The organism is Aromatoleum tolulyticum (assembly GCF_900156155.1).
Lineage (GTDB): Bacteria > Pseudomonadota > Gammaproteobacteria > Burkholderiales > Rhodocyclaceae > Aromatoleum > Aromatoleum tolulyticum.
On record NZ_FTMD01000001.1, the window covers coordinates 105,284 to 126,022 of the forward strand.

Below are 20,739 nucleotides of genomic sequence, written 5' to 3' on the forward strand. Positions count from 1 at the left end.
TACAAAGCTGTCGCCCAAAAAGACGGGGCCGCGCTATGGCGGCCCCGGGGCTGGAGATCGGCGCGGCTACATGTCGATCTTGAGAATCTTCATGGCCTTCGCGAGGGTATCGACCGACTCCTGGTGCTTGCCGGCCTTGTGCAGTGCCTCGCCGTCGGCACGCAGCTTCTTCACTTCCGTCATCTGCTCGGCCGTGAGCGCGGGATTCTTGGCCATCGCGTCATCGATCTTCTTCATGTCCGCGGGACAATGAAACGCCAGGGCGCTGGACGACAGCGCCATCGCGAACAGGCCCAATAGCAGGCTCTTCTTCATCTTGGTCTCCTTGGGGAAAGCGCGGGCGACAATCCCGCACCTTGCTTCGACCGCATTCGATCCGGTCGGTTCACCCTAGTTCAGGCAGCAGGAAACGCAATGTAGTCGATGACCAGCCCGGCGAAGATGGTGGCGCCCACCCAGTTGTTGTGCAGGAAGGCCTTGAAGCAGCGTGCGCGGTCGCGCTCGCGGATCAGCGTGTAATGGTAGCCGGCGATGCCGCAGGCGCCGAGCAGGCCGGCGAAGAACACCGGACCGCGCCCCGCCGCCGCGCCGATCGCGGCAATCATCGCGAACGCGGTCGCGTAGCACAGCATGACGATCGCGACGTCGAAACGGCCGAAGGTGATCGCGGAGGTCTTGATGCCGATCCGGAGGTCGTCGGGGCGGTCGACCATCGCGTATTCGGTGTCGTAGGCGACCGTCCAGATGCTGTTCGCGACGAGCAGGATCCAGGCGATCGCGGGCACCTCGCCGAGCACCGCCGCGAAGCCCATCGGGATGCCGAAGCCGTAGGCGATGCCGAGGTAGGCCTGCGGCACGGCGAAGAAGCGCTTCATGAAGGGATAGGTGCCGGCGAGGAACAGCGCGACGACGGAGAGCTGCAGCACGAGCGCATTGAGCGGCAGGATCAGCACGAAGGCGACCAGCGCGAGGCCGGCGGCGAGCAGCAGCGCCTCGCGCACGCTCACGGCGCCGGTCGCGAACGGGCGATTCTTGGTGCGCTCGACGTGGCCGTCGAATTCGCGGTCGGCGAAGTCGTTGATGACGCAGCCGGCCGAGCGCATGAGCACGGTACCGAGCGCGAAGATCGCGATGAGGTGAAGCGGCGGAACGCCATCGGCCGCCAGCCACAATGCCCACATCGTCGGCCACAGCAGCAGCAGGATGCCGATCGGCTTGTCGAGGCGCATCAGCCGCATGTAGACCGGCAGGCGGGCCGACAGGGGAAGCGGGGCAGACATCATTCGGGCAGCTCCAGGATCGTGGGCAGGAAGGCCTCGCTGACGAGCAGCGCGCGGCCGCGCAGGCGGAACAGCGAACGCCGCGCCCAGACGCGCGGCGGCATCGCCATCGGCGCGACCGCGGCAGAGGCGAGATGATAGCGCGCGTCGCGGCGGTCGAGACAGGTGCAGGTCAGCGCACGGCGGCTGATGGCGGGGTCGGCGAACAGCGCCGCCCCCAGCGGCCGGGCCCCCATGCCGTGAAAGAGGTTCCACGCGCCGCGCACGTTGGCGCGCGGCAGCAGCGAACGCGCGAAGACCACCGGCACGCCGTCGGCGATCAGCAGCACTTCGCGCAGCCATGCGAGTTCGCCGCGGCGCAGGCCCAGCAGCGTCGCCTCGTCGCGGTGCGGCACGGCGAGGCACTGCCGCAGCACGCGCACCGAGAAGCTGCCGCAGCGGGCGCGGATGCGCGCGGTGAGCGAGGCGGGATCGGTGAGCCAGGGGCGGAGCGCGCGGGAAACGGTCGCGCGCGGCGGGCGCTTCAGCCAGGTTTCTGTGTGGGGACGGGTGCGCATGGGAGGACGACGTCGGGACGACGCGCATGATACCGGCCGCGAGCCCCGGCCCCAAACCGGGGCGTCGGCCGCTCAGGCACGCAGCAGGCCCTCGCGCCCGCCCAGCCAGCGTTCCATCAGCTGCGTCGCGACCTCGGGCGCCTCGCGCAGCAGGCGCTCGGCGAGCGCGCGCGCGGGCTCGACGAGATCGGCGTCGCCTTCGAGGTCGGCATAGCGCAGCAGCGGCACGCCGCTCTGGCGCGCGCCGACGAATTCGCCGGGGCCGCGGATGCGCAGGTCCTCGCGCGCGATGGCGAAGCCGTCGCTGTGCTCGTAGATGACCTTCAGGCGCGCACGGCCGTTTTCCGACAGCGGGTGGGCGTAGATCAGGATGCACGCGGATTCGGCGGTGCCGCGCCCGACGCGCCCGCGCAGCTGGTGCAGCTGCGCGAGGCCGAAGCGCTCGGCGTGCTCGATCACCATCAGGCTCGCATTGGGCACGTCGACGCCGACCTCGATCACCGTCGTCGCGACCAGCAGGTGCAGTTCGCCGGCCGAGAACGCCGCCATCGTCGCGGACTTCTCGTCGGACTTCATGCGCCCGTGCACGAGGCCGATCTTCAATTCGGGCAGCGCTGCGCCGAGCGTCTCGAAGGTCTCGACGGCGGTCTTCAATTGCAGCGCCTCGGACTCCTCGATCAGCGGACACACCCAATAGGCCTGCGCCCCGCCGAGGCAGGCGTCGCGCACGCGCGCGATGACCTGGTCGCGGCGCGATTCGGCAACGAGCTTTGTGAGGATCGGCGTGCGCCCCGGCGGCAGCTCGTCGAGCACGGTGACGTCGAGGTCGGCGTAGTAGCTCATCGCCAGCGTGCGCGGGATGGGCGTCGCCGACATCATCAGCATGTGCGGGTGCAGCGCGTCGGCGCCCTTCTCGCGCAGCGCGAGGCGCTGGCGCACGCCGAAGCGGTGCTGCTCGTCGACGATCGCGAGGCCGAGGCGCGGCAAGGCCACGGGGTCCTCGATCAGCGCGTGCGTGCCGACCGCGAGCAGCACCTCGCCGCTCGCGAGGCGGGCGAGTTCGGCCTCGCGCTCCTTCTTCCTGCGGCTGCCCGACAGCCACGCGATGCCGACGCCGAGCGGCTCGAGCCACGCAGCGAGTTTCTTCCAGTGCTGTTCTGCAAGGATCTCGGTGGGGGCCATGAGCACGGCCTGGAAGCCATTCTCCGCCGCCTGCAGCATCGCCATCGCGGCGACGATGGTCTTGCCGCTGCCGACGTCGCCCTGCAGCAGGCGCTGCATCGGGTGGGGGGTGGCGAGGTCGCGGCCGATCTGCGCGACCGCGCGCGCCTGGGCGCCGGTGAGCCTGAACGGCAGTTGCGCGAGCAGCGCCCCGGTGAGCTTGCCGTTGTCGCGCAGGATGGGCGCGCGGCGTGTGCGGCGGGCATTGTAGGCGCGGCGCAGCGACAGCTGCTGGACGAGCAGTTCCTCGAACTTGATGCGCTGCCACGCGGGATGGGCGCGGTCTTCCAGCGCGTACGGATCGATGTCGGGCGGCGGCTGGTGCAGCGTGCGCAGCGCTTCGGCGAAGGGGGGCAGCTGCAGGCCGCCGGGCAGGGGCGCGGGCAGCAGTTCGGTCATCGGCGGGCGCTGCAGTTCGCGCCCGATGAGCTTGCGCAGCGCCGACTGCGCGAGCCCCGCGGTGGTCGGATAGACGGGCGTGAGCGCCTGCGGCAGCGCCTCGCCGGCCTCGATCGGGTGCACGCGCGGGTGCACCATCTCGTTGCCGAAAAAGCCGCCGCGCACCTCGCCGAACACGCGCACGCGCCGGCCGGGGGCGAGCTGTTTCTGCTGCGAGGGGTAGAAGTTGAGCCAGCGCGCGGTGAGCGTGCCGCTCGCGTCGCGGATCTGCGCGACGAGCTGGCGGCGCGGCCGCAGCGTGACCTCGCAGGACACCACCTCGCCTTCGACCTGTACCGGCGCGCCGGCGCGCGCCGCGGCGATCGGTGTCAGGCGGGTTTCGTCTTCATAGCGCAGCGGCAGGTGCAGGACGAGGTCCTGCGGCCGGCGGATGTCGAGCTTCGCCAGCCGGCCTGCGAGTTGCGGGCCGAGGCCGGCCCAGGCTTGCTGATCGTTAGCCAAGCACCAGGATGGCGTCGGCCTCGACCACGCCGCCCTTGGGCAGCTCCTTGACGCCGACCGCGGCGCGCGCGGGGAAGGGCTCGGCGAAGTAGCGCGCCATGATCTCGTTGACCTTGGCGAAGTTGGCGAGGTCGGTGAGGTAGATCGTCACGCGCACGGCGTCGGCGAGCGAACCGCCGGCGGCTTCGGCGACCGCCTTGAGGTTCTCGAACACGCGCACGGTCTGCGCCTCGAAGCCTTCGACCATCTGCATCGTGGCGGGATCGAGGCCGATCTGGCCGGAGCAGTAGACGGTGTCGCCGACCTTGACGGCCTGCGAGTAGGTGCCGATCGCGGCGGGAGCGTTGGGGGTCGAGATGATGCTGCGACTCATGGTCGGATTCCTTTATTTGTACGAACGATCCGGACTGGGATCGGATGAAACAACGCCCCGGCGCATCCGGCACCGGGGCGCGGGATGGTGCGTCGATCAGCTTTCGGCGCGCAGGGTCACGTCGCAGCCCAGGCGCGTGATGATCTTCTGGATGCCGCGGCGCGAGGACACGTTGATCACCAGCGGCGCCATGAAGTTCGCGCGCATCCCGGCCGTCACCGGGTTGCCCGCGTCGCCTTCGTCCTTGCGCACGATCACGGCGACGAAGGCATCGGCAGGGTTCGTGAGCTTGAGCTGCTCCGCTTCGTCGTCCGTGAGACCGAATTCGTAGTTGACGCCCAGTCGATCGGGTCCGGTGATCGAGAAGACGGCCGCGGGATTGTCGAGGCTCTGCAGCAGGAACAGGGAAGAGGTCGATCCATCTTCATGCACCAGAGCGAACTGCTTGCAGTCTTCGAAACCGGGGAGCCCGGCCGGGAACTCGATCACCTTGTCATCGGGAATATCGACGGTACCGAACACCTGACTTTCGATTTTCATGGAGCTCTCCTCTGATTGATCTGCTCGTGACATCCTGGCATGAGCGCGCAAGGCGGGCCTGCCCTTCCCGGTCCGGGACACTATTTGCGCGGAGCCAAGATCATGCCATCCAGCTTGCGTTCGCGGCGAATTTTTTCCTGCGCCGTGATCGCGGATTCGCGATCCGGATAGGGACCGAGCACGACGCGCGCCTGCAGATGCGCAGGGTAGCCCTTTCGCTCGAGCTCACGGCGCATGCTTTCGGCATTGGCCGTATCGAGAAACACGCCCAGCTGGATGAGGTATCCGGGCCCCGGCGGCGGCCCGGCATGCAGGCGCGGCGCATCGGCACGGGGCGACGCATCGGGCGTTTCCGCCGGGGCGACTGCCGACGCGGCGGTCGCAGCGGCCGGAGCCTCGGCTGCCTGCACTGGCGCGGGGGGAGTCGCAGGCGCGGCGGGGACGGCTGAAGCGGTCCATCCCGGCGGCGGCGCCGCCGGAGCGGCCAGCGCGCCGTCGGGCGCGGTCGCCAGGGGCGCGGATTGCGTCTCGCCGGTGCGGGCCTGCCCGGCTTCGGCGGGTGCCGCCTGCTCCGCCACCACCGGCGCCGCTTCCGTCGTGACCGGGGCCGCAGGCGCGGCAGCCGGATCGACGGCCGGTTCGGCGGCAGGCGGTGCGGCAGGCACGGGAGCGGCGGACGGCGCCGGCGGCGCGGCCGTCTCGCTGCCCTCGACCAGCCAGAGCGACGCCGTCAGCGCCATGAGGGCGACGATCGCCATCAGCGCGCGCTTCAGGCTGGCCTTGCGCAGGGTTTCGGCATCCGCGACCGCGTGGTCTCCCGCGGTGAGCGAGCGACTCATGGCGCCTTCCCGGGCTCGCCGGCCTGGCTGCGCGCCAGCGATTGCACGAGTTCGGCCTCGGCGACGGTGATGCCGCAGCGCTCGGCGATCGTTTCGGCATCCAGCCCGCGGCGCGCGAACACCAGCGCCTCGTTGTATTCGGGCGACGCACCGTGAGGCATGACGCCCACCTCGGCCTGGTCCGTGCGCGCACGCAGCTGCTCGCGGACTGCGTCGAGTTCGCGCCGCAATTCGGCCAGCGCGCTCCCCTGCTGCTCGAGCTCGCGCCGCAGCTGACGCACCTCCAGCTCGTGCTGGAACGCGTCAGGCGCGGTATCTGCGCCGGTGGGTACTGGCACGGGGCGGCCGGCATCGTAGAGCGGACCAGGCTCGTCCTCGTCGTCGCTGTCGGCGACGACGACATCGACGCTCTCGGGCGCATCGGCGGGCACCGCGGCCGGCGGCGCAGCCGGCTCGGACGCCGACGCGCGCGGCGCGCGCGATGCACGGTAAAGCTGGTAGCCGACATAGACCGCGAGCAGCGCGATGGCGGCGAGGATGAGTTCACGCAGTCCCATTCGACCTCACGCGGGGGGCAGGACAACAAGGATCATGCATCGGGAAGGCAGGCCGGAACGGGCGCAATGGCGGATAAGTCGGGGATAATACTGGCGCCCCACCCTCCCGACAATGCAGATGGCCTTCGACTCCGCGCTCGTCCTGTTCTGGCTCAAGAAGACCGTATCGATCATGGTGCAGCCGCCGCTCGCCCCGCTGCTGCTGATCGTCGTCGGATTGCTGCTCGCGGGACGCCGGCGACGTGGCGGTCTCGCGCTGGCCTGGCTCGGCGTCGCGGCCACGCTGCTGCTCTCCACGCCGGCGAGCGTCGGCTGGCTGCTGCGCGGCCTCGAGACGGCGCCGGTCGTCGATGCGGCCGGACTGCGGCAGGCACAGGCCATCGTCGTGCTGGGAGCCGGCAAGCGGCGCAACGCGCCGGAATACGGCGGCGAAACGGTGAACCGCCTCGCGCTGGAACGGCTGCGCTACGCGGCACGGCTGGCGCGGACGACCGGACTGCCGGTGCTGGTCAGCGGCGGCACGCCGACCGGAGCCACGGCCGAGGCGTTCCTGATGAAGACGGCGATGGAAGAGGATTTCCGCGTGCCGGTGCGCTGGATGGAGACGGCCTCGCTCGACACGCGCCAGAACGCCGAGTTCTCGGCGCCGCAGCTGCATGCGGCGGGCGTCAGGCGCATCCTGCTCGTGACCCATGCCGCACACATGCCACGCGCGCAGGCGGCCTTCGAGGACGCCGGGCTGCAGGTCATACCGGCACCGACTGCATGGCTGGGCGGCACCGGGACGGGCGACCAGGTGCTCGGGGAGCTTCCCGGGCCGACCACCGCCTATGCCGGCTGGTATGCCGTGCACGAGTGGCTGGGGCTGCTGACATACCGCCTGACGCGCTGAGCGGGCGCGACCGGCCCGGCCGGAAGCGGGGCGCAGCCCGGTCGCGTGACATGTATCCGTGTTTGCGTTTCGCCGACCGCTTGCCTATAGAAACTTAGGCGCCATAAAAAGCTGCGGCGGCGATTCGCTTGCGGCACTTCGCCGGACCAGCACTGCATATGCGCCTCGGGCATTGCCTCGTCATCGGGGCGGCGGCCCGGAACCCAACAGGAGCGGACCATGAAAGTGCTCGTCACCGCCGGCGTGGCCGTCGGCGCTCTGCTCGCCATGGTGTTCGTTTCGGTCGATCGCGATACGGGCATCTCCCCCTCCCCCTCCCCGCTGGTCTCCGCTGCCACCGCCCAGCAGCCCGCGCCCCTGCCGCCCGTGGTGGCACCGGACGGGCCGATGCCCGAGAGCACGTCCGTCGACCAGGACGCGCCCTACTTCGAGGCCTGCGCACGCGAGGGCCTGTCGGAATCGGCCTGCGTCGGGCGCCTGATCTGGTTCAAGGCGACCGCGGGCAACGAGCGCTTCCACACCTATGTGTTCCAGCAGCGCATCGGCGTGCTGCCGGACTGGTATCGCGTGCTGCGAGCCGACCAGCGCGACGACCGCTTCCGCGCGTGGGGCCTGATCAACGACCCGTCGTGCTGCGTGCCGGGCGAGGCGAACTGCCCGGCGAAGAGCCGCGACGAGACCTACGGCTTCGACTGGTGTCCGGGCGACGACGTGTTGCTGAAGCACGTCGGCAAGTCGGGCTACGTCGATCCCGCCTGCGGACTGAAGGACGCGGCGCTCGACCCGGCCGACCCGCACGCGAAGGACGGGCGCGACCAGCGCCACTCGGCCTGCGACCTGCGCTTCGGTACCTCGACCGGAGCGCTGGGCTTCCGCAAGTTCCCGAACCCGCGCTTCGACCCGGAGCAGTGGAAGAAGCTGAACGGCAGCCTCGGCACTTGGGAAGGCTTCGGCCGGCGCATGATCGAGCAGACGAAGGTGCCGTCGGACGAGCGTTTCAGCCGCCTCGCGGACGCGTCGGTGGAGCCGCCCTTCCTGATCGGCACGAGCTGCGGCGCCTGCCACATCGCCTTCGACCCGCTCAACCCGCCCGTGGATCCGGCGCACCCGCGCTGGGAGAACATCAAGGGGCTGGTCGGCAACCAATACATCCGCAAGTCGGAGATCCTCGGCTCGGGCATGCCGAAGAGCAGCCTGGAGTGGCAGATGTTCGCGCACGCGCGGCCGGGGGTGACCGACACGTCGGCGATCCCGCATGACGGCGTGAACAACCCGGGCACGATCAACGCGCTGATCAATGTCGCGCAGCGCCCGATCTTCCCCGCCGAATCGATCGCGAAATGGCGCAAGGTCGCCACCTGCGGCGCGGAGAAGGACGAGACGAAGTGCTGGTGCGAGCCCGGGCGCGAGACGAAGTGCTGGGAAAAGAGCACGCGCAGCGACGACACGACGCTCGGCAAACCCGGCGTGCATCACATCCTGAAGGGCGGCGAGGACTCGATCGGCGCGCTCGAGGCGATCCAGCGCGTGTATTTCAACATCGGCTCGTGCTCCGAGCAGTGCTGGCTGAACCACCTAACCGACCTGCGCCAGGTCGACCCGCAGGCGCGCTACTTCGGCCAGACGCCGTTCAACATCGGCCAGTGCCGGCGCGACTGCCCGAACTTCCGCGCGATCGAGGACCGGCTGCCGGACATCCTGGCGTTCTTCCTGTCGCCCGAATCGAACGCGACCGATCTCGCCGTCGCACGCAATGCGGCGCGCAAGGCAGCCGACGCGGCAGCGCCCGAATACGGCCGCGACAGCCTCGTCGCCGACCTGGAGAAGGAGCACGGAACGGGAGCCGTCGCGCGCGGCAAGGCGGTGTTCGCGACGAACTGCGCGCGCTGCCACTCGAGCATCCCGGAAAGTGTCGGCGGGCCGTTCGCGAACCGCGACTTCTACGCGCTCGCGGACAACGGCCTGCGCGCCGACTGGCTGGGCAGCGACGTCGCCACGCCCGCGACCGAGGTCGGCACGAACCGCTGCCGCGCACTCCATTCCAACCACATGGCGGGCCACGTGTGGCAGGAATACGGCTCGGAGACGCTGCACGCGCGCGCGCCGGACATCAACGTCAAGGAACCGAACGACGGCGGGCGCGGCTACTACCGCAACATCTCGCTGCTGAACCTGTGGGCGCATGCGCCCTTCATGCACAACAACGCGATCGGGCCGGAACTGTGCGGCAAGCCGGCGAACGCGGCGAACGACTTCTTCCGCGCGCGCGAACTCGACGCCGACGGCAAGCTCGCGACGACGCAAAGCGAGTGCTTCCGGACCGACCCGAGCGTGGAGGGACGCTACCGGCTGTACCTCGCATCGATGCACGAGCTGCTGTATCCGTCCGCGCGCAAGCCCAAGGCGACGCTCACCGACCAGGACGTGGTCCTCGACCTCGGCCCGCGCGTGTGGGACGGCGCGAGCGAGAAGCCGCTCGTCGGCAGCGGGCAGGTGCGCATCCCGGCAGGCATTCCGGCCAACTCGATGACCAGCCTGCGGCACAAGGACCTGGTCGTGGATCTCTTCCTCGCGAAGCGCGACCCCGCGAAGCTGGAGGCGCGCCTGGGCAAGGAGACCACCGGGCAGATGCAGAAGCTCGCGGACGACATCCTCGCCTCGCCGGGAGAATTCGCCGGCCTGCTGCGCGGCCAGCGCGAGCTGCTGCGCCAGCACTACAGCAACTGCACCGACGAGATCGAGAACGGCGGCCACCGCTTCGGCGAGGACCTGTCGGACGCGGACAAGAAGGCGCTGATCGCCTTCCTCGCGACCCTGTGAGCGAAAGGAGACCGCGCCATGACCCGCAAGACCTTTCGCTCCCTGCGCACCCTGGGCCTCCTCGGCGCCGCGCTGGCGCTGCTGGCGGCCTGCGGCAAGACCGAGCCCCCGGCAATCGCGTTCGCGCCGTACGCGACGGATTACGCGAGCAAACCCGACTTCGCCCAGCTCGAGCACCAGTTCCCGCTGACGCCGGCGGACCTCGCGAAGATCACGCCGGAGAACCTCGCGCTGCTGAACCAGGAGCAGCTCGATCAGATCTACGCGCGCCTCACCGCGGGGCCGATCCCCGACGGCCCGTTCGACGGCAGCATCATCCTGCCCGAGGGCGAGAGCGGCAAGCTGCGCGCGGGCGAGATCGTCGGCGGGCTCGCCGGCTTCGCGCTGCACCTGAAGGGCATCGCCGTCGACAAGATCGGCGAGACGCTGTGGAAGGGCAAGGTGTTCTACCGCAACGAGCGCGTGCTGCGGAACCGCATCGAGGACCTGGAGATCTTCCGCAAGGCCGGCCTCGTCGAAGGCGAGCCGCAGAAGATCACCGTCGGGCGCAAGGACGCGTGGCTGCTGTTCCCCGCCAAGCTCTACTGCGGCCAGAGCCTCGTCGATTCGCGGCGCGAGTCGGTGATCATCGACTACGCGTTCACCGACGAGCTGCCCGGCTATCAGGAGAAGCCGGATTTCCTCGCCGGCCGGCGCGGGCTCAAGGTGCGCGACGAGATCCGCATGGTACGGCCCGGCCTCTACCTCGGCCGCGCCTACATGGACCGCGTGTTCGTACTGAACTTCGTCCTCTACAACAAGGAGATCGCCGAGCGCGACGGACCGGCCTTCCAGAAGGCCGGCACGGTGCAGGAAGACTGCTGGGGCGGCACGCAGAAGCGGGTCGTCGTCGCCGCGAAGTAGGCCGGCCACGGGCGGCGAGGAGATGCCGGCGATGCGCGCCGCGAACCGGGCCAGTGTGGCGATGCTCGCGGCGGCGGTCGCGGTCGCGTTGTGGGACTACGGCCGCCAGGCCCCGCCCAGGGCGGCCGAGCCCGCCTCCGCGGTGCGCAGCGAACCCCGCACGACACCATCTCTGCCTGCCCGCCTGGTGCTTGCGCCGGACGCCTACGGCGAGGACCTGCCGCCTGCCGGCGCGTCGCTGTTCGACCAGCGCGTCGCGGCGCTCGGCGGCGCGGCGGCCCTGCCCTATCCGTTCGAAAATCTGCTGCAGCGCCTGGATGGCGGCGGACAGTGCGCGGACCTGCCCGAGGGGCGCTGCCTCGTGCGCGTGCTGATCCCGATCGGCCGCTCGCTGCAACGCCTCGCCGCGGCCCCGGAGTTCTTCCGCCACCCGCGCGTCGTCGCCGCAATGGCCGGCGAACCGGCCGCCCACGGCCCGGGTCCGCCGCAGCGCGACCGCCTGTATCTCGGCCACGTCGGCAACAGCGAGGTCATCGAGGTCATCAGCTACAACGAGGCGGCCGCCCGCTTCGAATTCCAGCTCGTGCTCGACTATCGCAGCGGCGCCCGGCCGCGCATCGTGTATGCGTCGCGCGCGCTGTGCCTCGCCTGCCACCAGAACCACGCGCCGATCTTCTCGCGCCCGCTGTGGCAGGAGACCAACGCCAATCCGGCGGTCGCGGCGCGGCTCGCGACGTGGCAAACGAGCGTAGAGGGCGTGCCGGTGCGGCGCGGTATCGATCTCCCCGGCGCGATCGACGCCGCCGTCCAGCGCGCCAATCGCTTCGCGCTGTGGCAGACGCTGTGGCGCACGGGTTGCGGCGACGGCGAGCGCGGGGCACGCTGCCGCGCCGCGCTGTTCGAGGCAGCGCTGCGCTACCGCGCGACGGGACGTCACGAACACGCCGCGCTGCATGACGCGATCCTGCCCGCCTTCGCCGCCGCTTGGCAGACTCGCTGGCCGGGCGGACTCGCGCTGTCCGACGCCAACATCCCCAACCGCGATCCGCTGCCGGAAGGGCTGGCCCGCGCGGACGGCGTGATGCTCGCGAACATTCCCGCCCCGTTTGAACCGCTCGCACCACGGCCGCCGCTCGAAATCTGGCAGCTGCCGGACACCGGGCGCCTCAACGAAACCGTCGCGGGGCTGGCCGAACTGCTGGGCGAACACGATCTCGCCCGCCTGCGTGCCGCCGTGCGCGGCCATCCGTCCCAGACGACCGACTTCGCCCGCGTCGGCGACGCGATCGCCACCCTCGCCGCTGCGCCGGGCGGCGGACCGTTCGCTGCGGGGCCGTTCCGGCTCGAGCCGCTGATGACGGCGCTCCTCACCCGGCTCGGCAGTCCGGAGCGCGAATCCGCCCCCCCCGCCACGGCGACGCCGGAGCGCGACGTGCCGCACTTTCCGCCCGCGACCTCCGCCGGCCTGTTCCAGCGCTACTGCACCCCCTGCCACCAGACGCCATCGAGCACGCCGCCGAATTTCCTGCACGGCGACGAGGCGACCGTGCGCGACCGCCTGAGGCACTGCGCCGCGCGCATCCGCTATCGCCTCGCGATGTGGCAGCAGCAGCCCGCGGCGCGCGCGAAGACGCCCATGCCCCCGCTGCAGGCGCTGCGCCCGCTCGGCGCCGACCCGTCGAGCTGGGCGGCGAGCGCCGAGCTCGCGACGCTCGCCGCCTACGCCACCGAACTCGCGGGCGGCGCACCGATGCCGCAGCCGGACAACTACGAGGCCCTGCCTCCCTGCCTGCCCGCCTCGGGCTAAGGAGCGCGACGATGGCTATCCTGCGCCGATCCTCACCCAACCCCCCCCCGCCCGCGCCGCCCGCAAAACGCTGGTGCTGCGGCGTCTTGCTCGTCGTCGCCGCGCTGATGCTGGTCCCAGCGACGATCGCCGTCGGCCTGTACGTGCGCTTTTCCGCCGACGAGCCGGTGAGCTACCCGGACATCGAGCGCCACTTCAAGTACGGCTCGACCGGCGGCGAACGCGCATCGGGCTTCCCATACTGGATCTGGCAGGTGCTGCCCAAGGTGTGCGCGAAGTACCTGCCCGGCGACGGCTACGCCTCGCTCGGCATGATCTTCGAGGACGGGCGCACGCTGCCGGTCGGCGTGTCGATGCGCCGCAACCTCGGCCTCGACCGCGTCTTCCTCAACTGTGCGGCCTGCCACGCCGGCACCGTGCGCGACACGCCCGACGCCGCGCCGCGCGTGTACCTGGGCATGCCGGCCCACCAGCTGAACCTGATGGGCTTCGAGAACTTCTTCTTCAACTGCGCCGCCGACGCGCGCTTCAGCCCCGACACCATCATCCCCGAGATCGACGCGCGCGCCGGCAGGCTCGGCCCCTTCGACCGCTACGTCGTGTATCCGGTCGCGATCGCCTTGATGCGCGAGCGCCTGCTGATGCTGCGCGAGCGCTTCGCGTGGTCGCTGTCGCAGCCGCCATGGGGGCCGGGGCGCGTCGACACCTTCAACCCGTCGAAGGCGCTGTTCAACTTCCCGTCCGCGCGCCTGTCGCCCGAAGAACGGATCGGCACCACCGACTTCCCGTCGATCTGGGAACAACGCAAACGCAAGACGCGCGACGACGGCCAGCCGATGCAGCTGCACTGGGACGGCAACAACACCAAGGCCGAGGAACGCAACAAGAACGCCGCCTTCGGCACCGGCACGACGCCGCCGACGATCGACCTCGTCGCGATCGGGCGCCTCGAGGAATGGCTGCTCGACGCCGCACCGCCGAAGTATCCCTACGCCATCGACGCGGCGCTCGCCGCACGCGGCGCGCCGCTCTATGCCGAATACTGCGCCGGCTGCCACGGCGCCAGCGGCCAGGACTTCCGCGGCGCGCAGGTCGGCCACGTCACGCCGCTCGCCGACATCGGCACCGACCGCCATCGCCTCGACTCCTTCACCCCCGAGCTCGCGCAGAACCTCGGCTCGGTCTATGCCGGCTACCCGTGGCGCTTCACCGGTTTCCGCAAGACCTTCGGCTACGCCAACATGCCGCTCGACGGCCTGTGGCTGCGCGGCCCCTACCTGCACAACGGCTCGGTACCGACGGTGCGCGACCTCCTCGAACCGGCGTCGCGGCGCCCGGCGAGCTTCTGCCGCGGCTACGACGTCATCGACCGCGACAAGCTCGGCTTCGTCAGCGACGTGTGCGAGGAAGGCGCGCGCACGTACTTCCGCTACGACACGACGATCCCCGGCAACGGCAACGGCGGCCACGAGGGCGCGCCCTACGGCACCGCGCTGGCCGCCGACGACAAGGCCGCGCTGCTCGAATACCTCAAGACCTTCTGATGCCGGAGGCGGCGTGATGCAAGCCACGAACGAGAACGACACGGGCGCCCCGGGCACCGATCCCCTCGCGCCCCCGCACAGGCACCGCTGGCTGTGGATCGCGCTGACCGTGCTGCTCGCCGCCGGCGCCGCGCTCGCCTACCTCGGCTGGTACCGCTTCCTGCGCGAGGAGGCGCAACCGGCGTGGGTCACAGCCACCCCCGAGATGCGCTGGAAGTACGGCTCGATCGGCGCGGAGAACGACGCCGGCATCCCGTACTGGATCTTCTACGTGCTGCCGCGCGTCTTCCCCGAGAAGCTCCCCGGCGCGGGCGGCTACGCGTCGCTCGGCGTCGCGTGGGAACAGGGCATGGAACTGCCGATCGGCTTCACCAAGAAGACCATCGGCTTCCCGCGCGTCGCCAACACCTGCGCCGCCTGCCACACCGCCAGCTACCGCAGCCGCCACGACGAGAACCCGACCTACGTCGCCGCCGGGCCGGGCCACACGCTCAACCTCGAAGCCTTCTTCCGCTACCTCATCGACTGCGCCAAGGACCCGCGCTTCACCCCCGATGTGCTGATGCGCGAGATCGCGCTCGTCACCGAACTCGACTGGCTCGACCGCCTCGCGTACCGCTTCCTGATCATCCCGATCACGAAGAAGCGCCTCCTCGAGCGCGAGGCGCAGTTCGCGTGGATCTACCGCACGGACTTCCCCGACTGGGGGCGCGGACGCGACGACGCGATGAACCTGACGAAGTACTTCATGATCGAGGCGCCGATGGACGACAGCTTCGGGCCCACCGACATGCCCGCGCTGTGGAACCTCGACAAGTACAGGCCGGAGAAGGGCCATTTCATGAATCTCGCCGGCGACAGCCACGACGCGCGCTCGGTGATCATCGACTCCGCGCTCGGCGTCCTCGGCGCGCCGCCCAAGGACCGCCAGGCCTTCCTCGGCCACGTCGACTGGCTGCACGCCTTCCTCGGCAAGCTGCCGGCGCCGAAATACCCGTTCGCGCTCGACGCCGAGCGCGCCGCCGCCGGCAAGGCCGTGTTCGATGCGCACTGCGCCGCCTGCCACGCCTCCGACCGCACCGGCACGCGCCTGCCGCTCGCCGAGCTCGGCACCGACCGCGGGCGGCTGGACAGCTGGAACAAGGAAGCGGCGATCGAGGCCAACCGCGTCGTGCGCGCGATGGGCATCACCCGCAAGGGCCTCGTCGAGGAAACGCTAACCGGCTACGTCATCCCCTTCCTCGACGGCATCTGGCTGCGCGCGCCCTACCTGCACAACGGCTCGGTGCCGACGCTGCGCGACCTGCTCGAACCGCCGTCGCGGCGCCCGGTCGAATTCCTGCGCGGCTATGACGTCTATGATCAGGTGAAGGGCGGCTTCGTCACCGCCGGCAGCGACGCCGCGCGCGTCGGCACCCTGCACGACACCCGCCTGCGCGGCAACGGCAACGGCGGCCACCTGTACGGCACCGAGTTGCCGGACGCCGACAAGGATGCGCTGGTCGAATACCTCAAGTCCCTCTGACCCTTTCTACCTCGCGGACACGGCATCCGACGCATGACTCCCGCACCGACCGCCTTCATCAGCCACGCCGCCGACGACGCCGCGACCGCCGCCGAGCTGTGCCGCCACCTCGAATCGCGCGGCATCCGCTGCTGGATCGCCCCGCGCGACGTCACGCCGGGGCGCGACTACGCCGCCGAGATCCTGTCGGGAATCGAATCCTGCAATGCCTTCGTGCTGCTGCTTTCCGGCCACAGCAACGAATCCCACTTCGTGCACCGCGAAGTCGAACGCGCGACGAGCAAGGGCAAGGCGATCTTCCCGGTGCGCATCGAGAACGTGCTGCCCGACCGCGAGCTCGAACTCTTCATCTCCTCGGCGCACTGGATCGATGCCTGGGAGGCGCCGCAAAGCGACCAATGGGAGCGGCTTGCACAGGCGATCCGGGGCGTGCGCCCGACCGCCACGCCCGCCGCGCTGCGGCGCCACACCCCGCCCGCCAATCGCGAGCGCACCCTGCGCTTCGCCGCCGCAGTGGGCGTCGTCGTCGTGGCGATCCTCGCCGGCAGCTGGATCATGCGTGGCGAACGCGCGCCCGACGCGCCGCCTGCCGATTCCGGACCTCGGCCCGCGGCCCCCGCCGGGACGGCAGAAGGCAGCGTCACGCCCGCCCGCGTCGCACCGGCAGCCCCCGACGAAACGCTCCCGAGGGCCTCCCCGCAGCCGGCGGCCGAACAGCCGGCCGCACGGACCGCAGGCGCCCCCGAGGCCGTCGCCCCCTGCCCGCAGACCATCGCGTCCGGCCCCAAGCGTCCGACGCCGCTCACCTGTCACTGCAGCGCCGACCGCATCGGCGACGGCACCGTGTGGGGCTCGGACCTGTACACCACCGATTCGAGTCTTTGCGATGCTGCCGTCCATGCGGGAGCGATCGTCCGCAGTGGCGGCACCGTCACCGTCGAACGTCAGCCGGGACGCCTGTTGTACGTGGGCTCGCCCCGCAACGGTGTCGTCTCGCACGACTACGGCGCCTTCGGCACCAGCATGCACTTCGCCGGAACCCCCTTGCCGGCGGAACCCGGCCCATGTCCGACGCGCCTGTCCGTGAACCTCAACCTCCCTACCCCGTTCACCTGCACCTGCAGCGCCGACCGTGTCGACGACGGCACCGTCTGGGGCTCGGACCTCTACACCGCGGATTCCAGTCTGTGCCAGGCCGCCGTGCATGCGGGCGCGATCGCCCGCAGTGGCGGCACCGTCACCATCGAACGTCGGCCGGGACGCCTGCTGTACGTGGGTACGCCGCGCAATGGCGTCGTCTCGCACGACTACGGCACCTTCGGCACCAGCATCCGCTTCGCCGGCACGCCCGACCCTGCGGAGCCCGGCCCATGCCCCGGCCGGCTGTCGATCAATGCCAACCTCCCCACCCCCTTCACCTGTGTTTGCAGCGCCGACCGGGTCAACGAAGGCACCGTCTGGGGCACGGACCTTTACGCCGCCGACTCGAGTCTCTGCCGCGCCGCGCTGCATGCGGGGGCGGTCGCCCGCAGCGGCGGCACCGTCACCGTCGAATACCAGCCAGGCCTCGAGGCCTACGTCGGTACGCGTCGCAATGGCGTGGCGAGCCACGACTACGGCACCTACGCTTCAAGTATCCGCTTCCGGTGAATTCAGGCACCGGATCCATCAGACCGAGGATCTCCCCATGACGACCGACCGCACGACCGCAACCCCGCCCCTCGTCGAAACGATCGTCGTGCCCCGCGCGAGCGACCTCGGCGGCGGCTTCAAGGTCCTGCGCGTGCTGCCCTCGGCGCAGCGGCGCATGGTCGGACCCTTCGTGTTCCTCGACCAGATGGGGCCCGTGCGGCTCGACGCCGGCACCGGCCTCGACGTGCGCCCGCACCCGCACATCGGGCTGGCGACGGTGACCTACCTGTTCGACGGCGAGATCCTGCACCGCGACAGCCTCGGCAGCGTGCAGCCGATCCGCCCCGGCGAGCTCAACTGGATGACCGCCGGCCGCGGAATCGTCCATTCCGAGCGCACGCCGCCCGAACTGCGCCCCGCCGGACCGCGGCTTTCCGGCCTGCAGGCGTGGGTCGGACTGCCGGTGCGAGACGAAGAGATCGCGCCCGCGTTCGCCCACCACGGCGCTGCCGAGCTGCCCGTCGTCACTGCGCCCGGCCTGCGCATCCGCGTGATCGCCGGCGAAATCTTCGGCGTGCGCTCGCCCGCCGAAACGCGCTCGCCGCTGTTCTACGCCGACGTCACCCTCGTCGCGCAGCAGCGGCTGCACATCCCGGCCGAGCACGAGGAACGCGCGGCCTACATCGTCGAAGGGGCCGTGCGCATCGACGGCCAGGCCTATCCGCCCGGCCAGCTGCTGGTGTTCGGCCGCGGCGCCGACGTGACGCTCGCCGCGCTGGGGCCGACGCGCCTGATGCTGCTCGGCGGCGAGCCGCTCGACGGCCCGCGCTTCGTGTGGTGGAACTTCGTCGCCAGCACGCGCGAACGCATCGAACAGGCCAAGGAAGACTGGCGTACCGAGCGCTTCACACCGGTGCCCGGGGAAACGGAACGCATCCCGCTGCCATAGGGGGCGAGCGCCCGCATCCGGCCGAACATGGCGAGACCGGCCGGAATGCCGGCCTCGCCGCTTGTCAGACGCCGCCGAACCCCGGCTTGCGCTTCTCGAGGAAGGCGTTGATGCCTTCGACGAAATCCCCGGTCGCGCTGCAGCGCGCGAAGGCCTCGGCCTCGCTCTGCAGCTGGGTCTCGATCTTGGCGTCCGCCGACGATGCCAGCAGGCGCTTGATTTCGCCGTAGGCGTGGCGCGCCCCGTTCTGCAGGCGGGCGACCAGTGCCGCGGTTTCGGCGTCGAGTTCCGCGGCAGCGACGACGCGATTGACGAGGCTCAGGCGCAAGGCCTCGGCGGCATCGAAACGGTCGCCCAGCAACAGCAGTTCGGCGGCCTTGCGCCGTCCCACGATGCGCGGCAGGAACCACGACATGCCGCCATCGGCGGACAGGCCGATCGACGAATAGGCGGTCGTGAATTTCGCGCTGTCCGCGCACAGCGCGAGGTCGCAGCCCAGCATCAGCGACAGGCCGAAGCCCGCGCAGGCGCCGCGCACCTTGGCGATCACCGGCTGCTGCAGGTTCTGCAGGATCTCGACCGCCGGGTTGATGTGCTTCTCGATGATCGCGCGGAAGGCCACCATACGCGCCTGCGGGCCCAGATGGAACTGGGTGGCGAAGTCCTTGAGATCGCCACCGGCCATGAAGTGATCGCCGGCCCCGGTGACCACCACGACGTCGACATCCTTCAGGTCACGCAGCCTGCGTGCGGCGGCCAGCAGGTCTTCCATCATCTCGATGGACAAGGCATTGAGCTGCGCCGGACGATTCAGCGTGAGGGTCGCTACGCGGTTTTCGACGTCGAGCAGTACGGTGTTGGCCATGAACTTCCTTCCTTGCAATTATGTCTGCCGCGTCGCGGCGTTGGCTCCTGATCCTCGTAGTATGCCGCGAGACTGCGTGGGCTGTAATCCGGTCGGAGCAGGGGCGAGGTGCGGACCTGAAGGTCGTGGCCTGCGGCTTCCCTCGGTCGGATCACCCGCCGGGGCGGCGATGCAAACTCGCCCTGCGGGCTCAGACATGCATCGCCTTGTTTCCCCGTCGGGCGCTCCGCCCTCGGCACGACCCGACAGGCCCCCACCCCGCCCCCGCTCCGACCTCGCGTCGGGGCTTTCGGAAGGCCGTGAAATGCCGCGATGAACCGCTTCAAACGCGCTCGAACACCCCCGCAGCCCCCATGCCGGTGCCGATGCACATCGAGATCATCCCGTAGCGCAGGTTCGCATCCCGCCGCATCGCGTTCATCAGCGTCGCGGCGCGGATCGCGCCCGTCGCGCCGAGCGGGTGGCCCAGCGCGATCGCGCCGCCGAGCGGGTTGACCTTCGCCGGGTCGAGCGACAACTGCCGCATCACCGCCAGCGCCTGCGCGGCAAACGCTTCGTTGAGCTCGATCCAGTCGACCGCCTCCGGCGCCACGCCACCGGCCTTCAGCGCCCGCGGGATCGCCTCCACCGGCCCGATGCCCATCACCTGCGGCGGCACCCCCGCGACCGCGTAGCTGACAAAGCGCGCGATCGGCGTCGCGCCGTAGCGCTTCAGCGCCGCCTCGCTCATCAATAGCACCGCGCCGGCACCGTCCGACATCTGCGAGCTGTTGCCGGCCGTCACGGAACCGCGCGCCGCGAACACCGGCTTCAGCTTCGCGAGCCCTTCCAGCGACGCGTCCGCGCGCGGCCCCTCGTCCGTATCGGCGAGACGCTCGACGACGCGCACCGCACCGCCCTCGCCGGGCACATGGGTGCGCACGTGATAGGGCGTGATCTCGTCGCGGAAATAGCCCGCCGCGATCGCCGCGCATGCGCGCTGGTTCGACTGCAACGCGAAGGCGTCCTGGTCCTCGCGGCTCACCTTCCACTGCTGCGCGACCATCTCGGCGGTAAGCCCCATGCCGAAGGCGATGCCGATGTTCTCGTGCTTGGCGAAGATCGCCGGGTTGAGGCTCACCTTGTTGCCCATGATCTGCGGCATCGCGCTCATCGACTCGGTGCCCGCCGCGATCATCACGTCAGCCTCGCCGAGGCGGATGCGCGCCGCGGCGTCGGCGACCGCCTGGAGGCCGGAGGCGCAGAAGCGGTTGATCGTGACCCCCGGCACCGTGTCGGGCAGGCCCGCCAGCAGCAGGCCGATGCGCGCGACGTTCATGCCCTGCTCCGCCTCCGGCATCGCGCAGCCGACGATCACGTCGCCGATCTCCTGCGCGTCGAGCCCCGGCACCTTCGCGACCACCGACGACAGCACGTGCGCGAGCATGTCGTCCGGGCGCACGCTGCGGAACAAGCCGTTCCGCTTGGCGACCGGCGTGCGAGTCGCGGCGACGATGTAGGCTTCCTGAATCTGTCTGCTCATGTCGTTTTCCCCA

The 20,739-nt window shown here is 70.4% G+C and carries 18 protein-coding genes; 8 read left to right on the forward strand and 10 right to left on the reverse strand.

The window, feature by feature from the left end; translation table 11 throughout:
- Window positions 1-66 precede the first annotated feature (66 nt).
- From BW991_RS00490 to BW991_RS00525, 8 genes are all read right to left on the reverse strand, one after another.
- Window positions 67-315: a hypothetical protein gene (locus BW991_RS00490; RefSeq protein ID WP_076600143.1), complete on the reverse strand. Its 249-nt coding sequence runs from the start codon at window positions 313-315 to the stop codon at window positions 67-69.
- An 80-nt stretch (window positions 316-395) separates the two neighbouring features.
- Window positions 396-1,283, reverse strand: a complete 888-nt coding sequence (ubiA, locus tag BW991_RS00495; RefSeq protein WP_425290198.1) for a 4-hydroxybenzoate octaprenyltransferase — start codon at window positions 1,281-1,283, stop codon at window positions 396-398.
- Window positions 1,280-1,837: a chorismate--pyruvate lyase family protein gene (locus BW991_RS00500; protein WP_076600144.1), complete on the reverse strand. Its 558-nt coding sequence runs from the start codon at window positions 1,835-1,837 to the stop codon at window positions 1,280-1,282. Before BW991_RS00500 ends, ubiA begins: the two co-directional genes overlap by 4 nt.
- Window positions 1,838-1,909: 72 nt before the next feature.
- The gene (recG, locus tag BW991_RS00505) at window positions 1,910-3,958 is read right to left on the reverse strand and encodes an ATP-dependent DNA helicase RecG (protein WP_076600145.1); all 2,049 of its coding nucleotides are present in this window, start codon (window positions 3,956-3,958) and stop codon (window positions 1,910-1,912) included.
- Window positions 3,951-4,331, reverse strand: coding sequence for a RidA family protein (locus tag BW991_RS00510; RefSeq protein WP_050417667.1), 381 nt, complete (start codon window positions 4,329-4,331; stop codon window positions 3,951-3,953). Before BW991_RS00510 ends, recG begins: the two co-directional genes overlap by 8 nt.
- Before the next feature lie 96 nt (window positions 4,332-4,427).
- Window positions 4,428-4,871 (reverse strand): flagellar assembly protein FliW, encoded by a 444-nt coding sequence (fliW, locus tag BW991_RS00515; protein ID WP_076600146.1) that lies wholly within the window; start codon window positions 4,869-4,871, stop codon window positions 4,428-4,430.
- A gap of 80 nt (window positions 4,872-4,951) precedes the next feature.
- Complete coding sequence (locus BW991_RS00520; protein ID WP_076600147.1) at window positions 4,952-5,710, reverse strand: SPOR domain-containing protein; 759 nt, start codon at window positions 5,708-5,710, stop codon at window positions 4,952-4,954.
- Window positions 5,707-6,267 (reverse strand): DUF2802 domain-containing protein, encoded by a 561-nt coding sequence (locus BW991_RS00525; RefSeq protein WP_076600148.1) that lies wholly within the window; start codon window positions 6,265-6,267, stop codon window positions 5,707-5,709. Before BW991_RS00525 ends, BW991_RS00520 begins: the two co-directional genes overlap by 4 nt.
- A gap of 118 nt (window positions 6,268-6,385) precedes the next feature.
- Here BW991_RS00525 and BW991_RS00530 point away from each other — a divergent pair, with 118 nt between their 5' ends.
- From BW991_RS00530 to BW991_RS00565, 8 genes are all read left to right on the forward strand, one after another.
- On the forward strand, window positions 6,386-7,159 hold the full coding sequence (locus tag BW991_RS00530; protein WP_076600516.1) for a YdcF family protein: 774 nt from the start codon (window positions 6,386-6,388) through the stop codon (window positions 7,157-7,159).
- A 219-nt stretch (window positions 7,160-7,378) separates the two neighbouring features.
- Window positions 7,379-9,979 (forward strand): c-type cytochrome, encoded by a 2,601-nt coding sequence (locus BW991_RS00535; protein WP_076600149.1) that lies wholly within the window; start codon window positions 7,379-7,381, stop codon window positions 9,977-9,979.
- An 18-nt stretch (window positions 9,980-9,997) separates the two neighbouring features.
- The gene (locus tag BW991_RS00540; protein WP_076600150.1) at window positions 9,998-10,882 is read left to right on the forward strand and encodes a hypothetical protein; all 885 of its coding nucleotides are present in this window, start codon (window positions 9,998-10,000) and stop codon (window positions 10,880-10,882) included.
- Window positions 10,883-10,913: 31 nt separating this feature from the next.
- Window positions 10,914-12,689 (forward strand): hypothetical protein, encoded by a 1,776-nt coding sequence (locus tag BW991_RS00545; protein ID WP_076600151.1) that lies wholly within the window; start codon window positions 10,914-10,916, stop codon window positions 12,687-12,689.
- Window positions 12,690-12,700: 11 nt separating this feature from the next.
- Window positions 12,701-14,233 carry a c-type cytochrome gene (locus BW991_RS00550; RefSeq protein ID WP_076600152.1) on the forward strand — a complete coding sequence of 511 codons (1,533 nt, stop codon included), beginning with the start codon at window positions 12,701-12,703 and terminating at the stop codon, window positions 14,231-14,233.
- Between the two features lie 16 nt (window positions 14,234-14,249).
- Complete coding sequence (locus tag BW991_RS00555; protein WP_084204907.1) at window positions 14,250-15,758, forward strand: c-type cytochrome; 1,509 nt, start codon at window positions 14,250-14,252, stop codon at window positions 15,756-15,758.
- Window positions 15,759-15,791: 33 nt separating this feature from the next.
- Window positions 15,792-17,408: an LCCL domain-containing protein gene (locus BW991_RS00560; RefSeq protein ID WP_076600153.1), complete on the forward strand. Its 1,617-nt coding sequence runs from the start codon at window positions 15,792-15,794 to the stop codon at window positions 17,406-17,408.
- Between the two features lie 37 nt (window positions 17,409-17,445).
- Window positions 17,446-18,339, forward strand: coding sequence for a pirin family protein (locus BW991_RS00565; RefSeq protein ID WP_076600154.1), 894 nt, complete (start codon window positions 17,446-17,448; stop codon window positions 18,337-18,339).
- A gap of 64 nt (window positions 18,340-18,403) precedes the next feature.
- Here BW991_RS00565 and BW991_RS00570 read toward each other — a convergent pair whose 3' ends face one another.
- Together BW991_RS00570 and BW991_RS00575 are read right to left on the reverse strand one after the other, a co-directional pair.
- The gene (locus tag BW991_RS00570) at window positions 18,404-19,204 is read right to left on the reverse strand and encodes an enoyl-CoA hydratase/isomerase family protein (RefSeq protein ID WP_076600155.1); all 801 of its coding nucleotides are present in this window, start codon (window positions 19,202-19,204) and stop codon (window positions 18,404-18,406) included.
- Window positions 19,205-19,526: 322 nt separating this feature from the next.
- The gene (locus tag BW991_RS00575) at window positions 19,527-20,726 is read right to left on the reverse strand and encodes an acetyl-CoA C-acyltransferase (protein WP_076600156.1); all 1,200 of its coding nucleotides are present in this window, start codon (window positions 20,724-20,726) and stop codon (window positions 19,527-19,529) included.
- Window positions 20,727-20,739 lie beyond the last annotated feature (13 nt).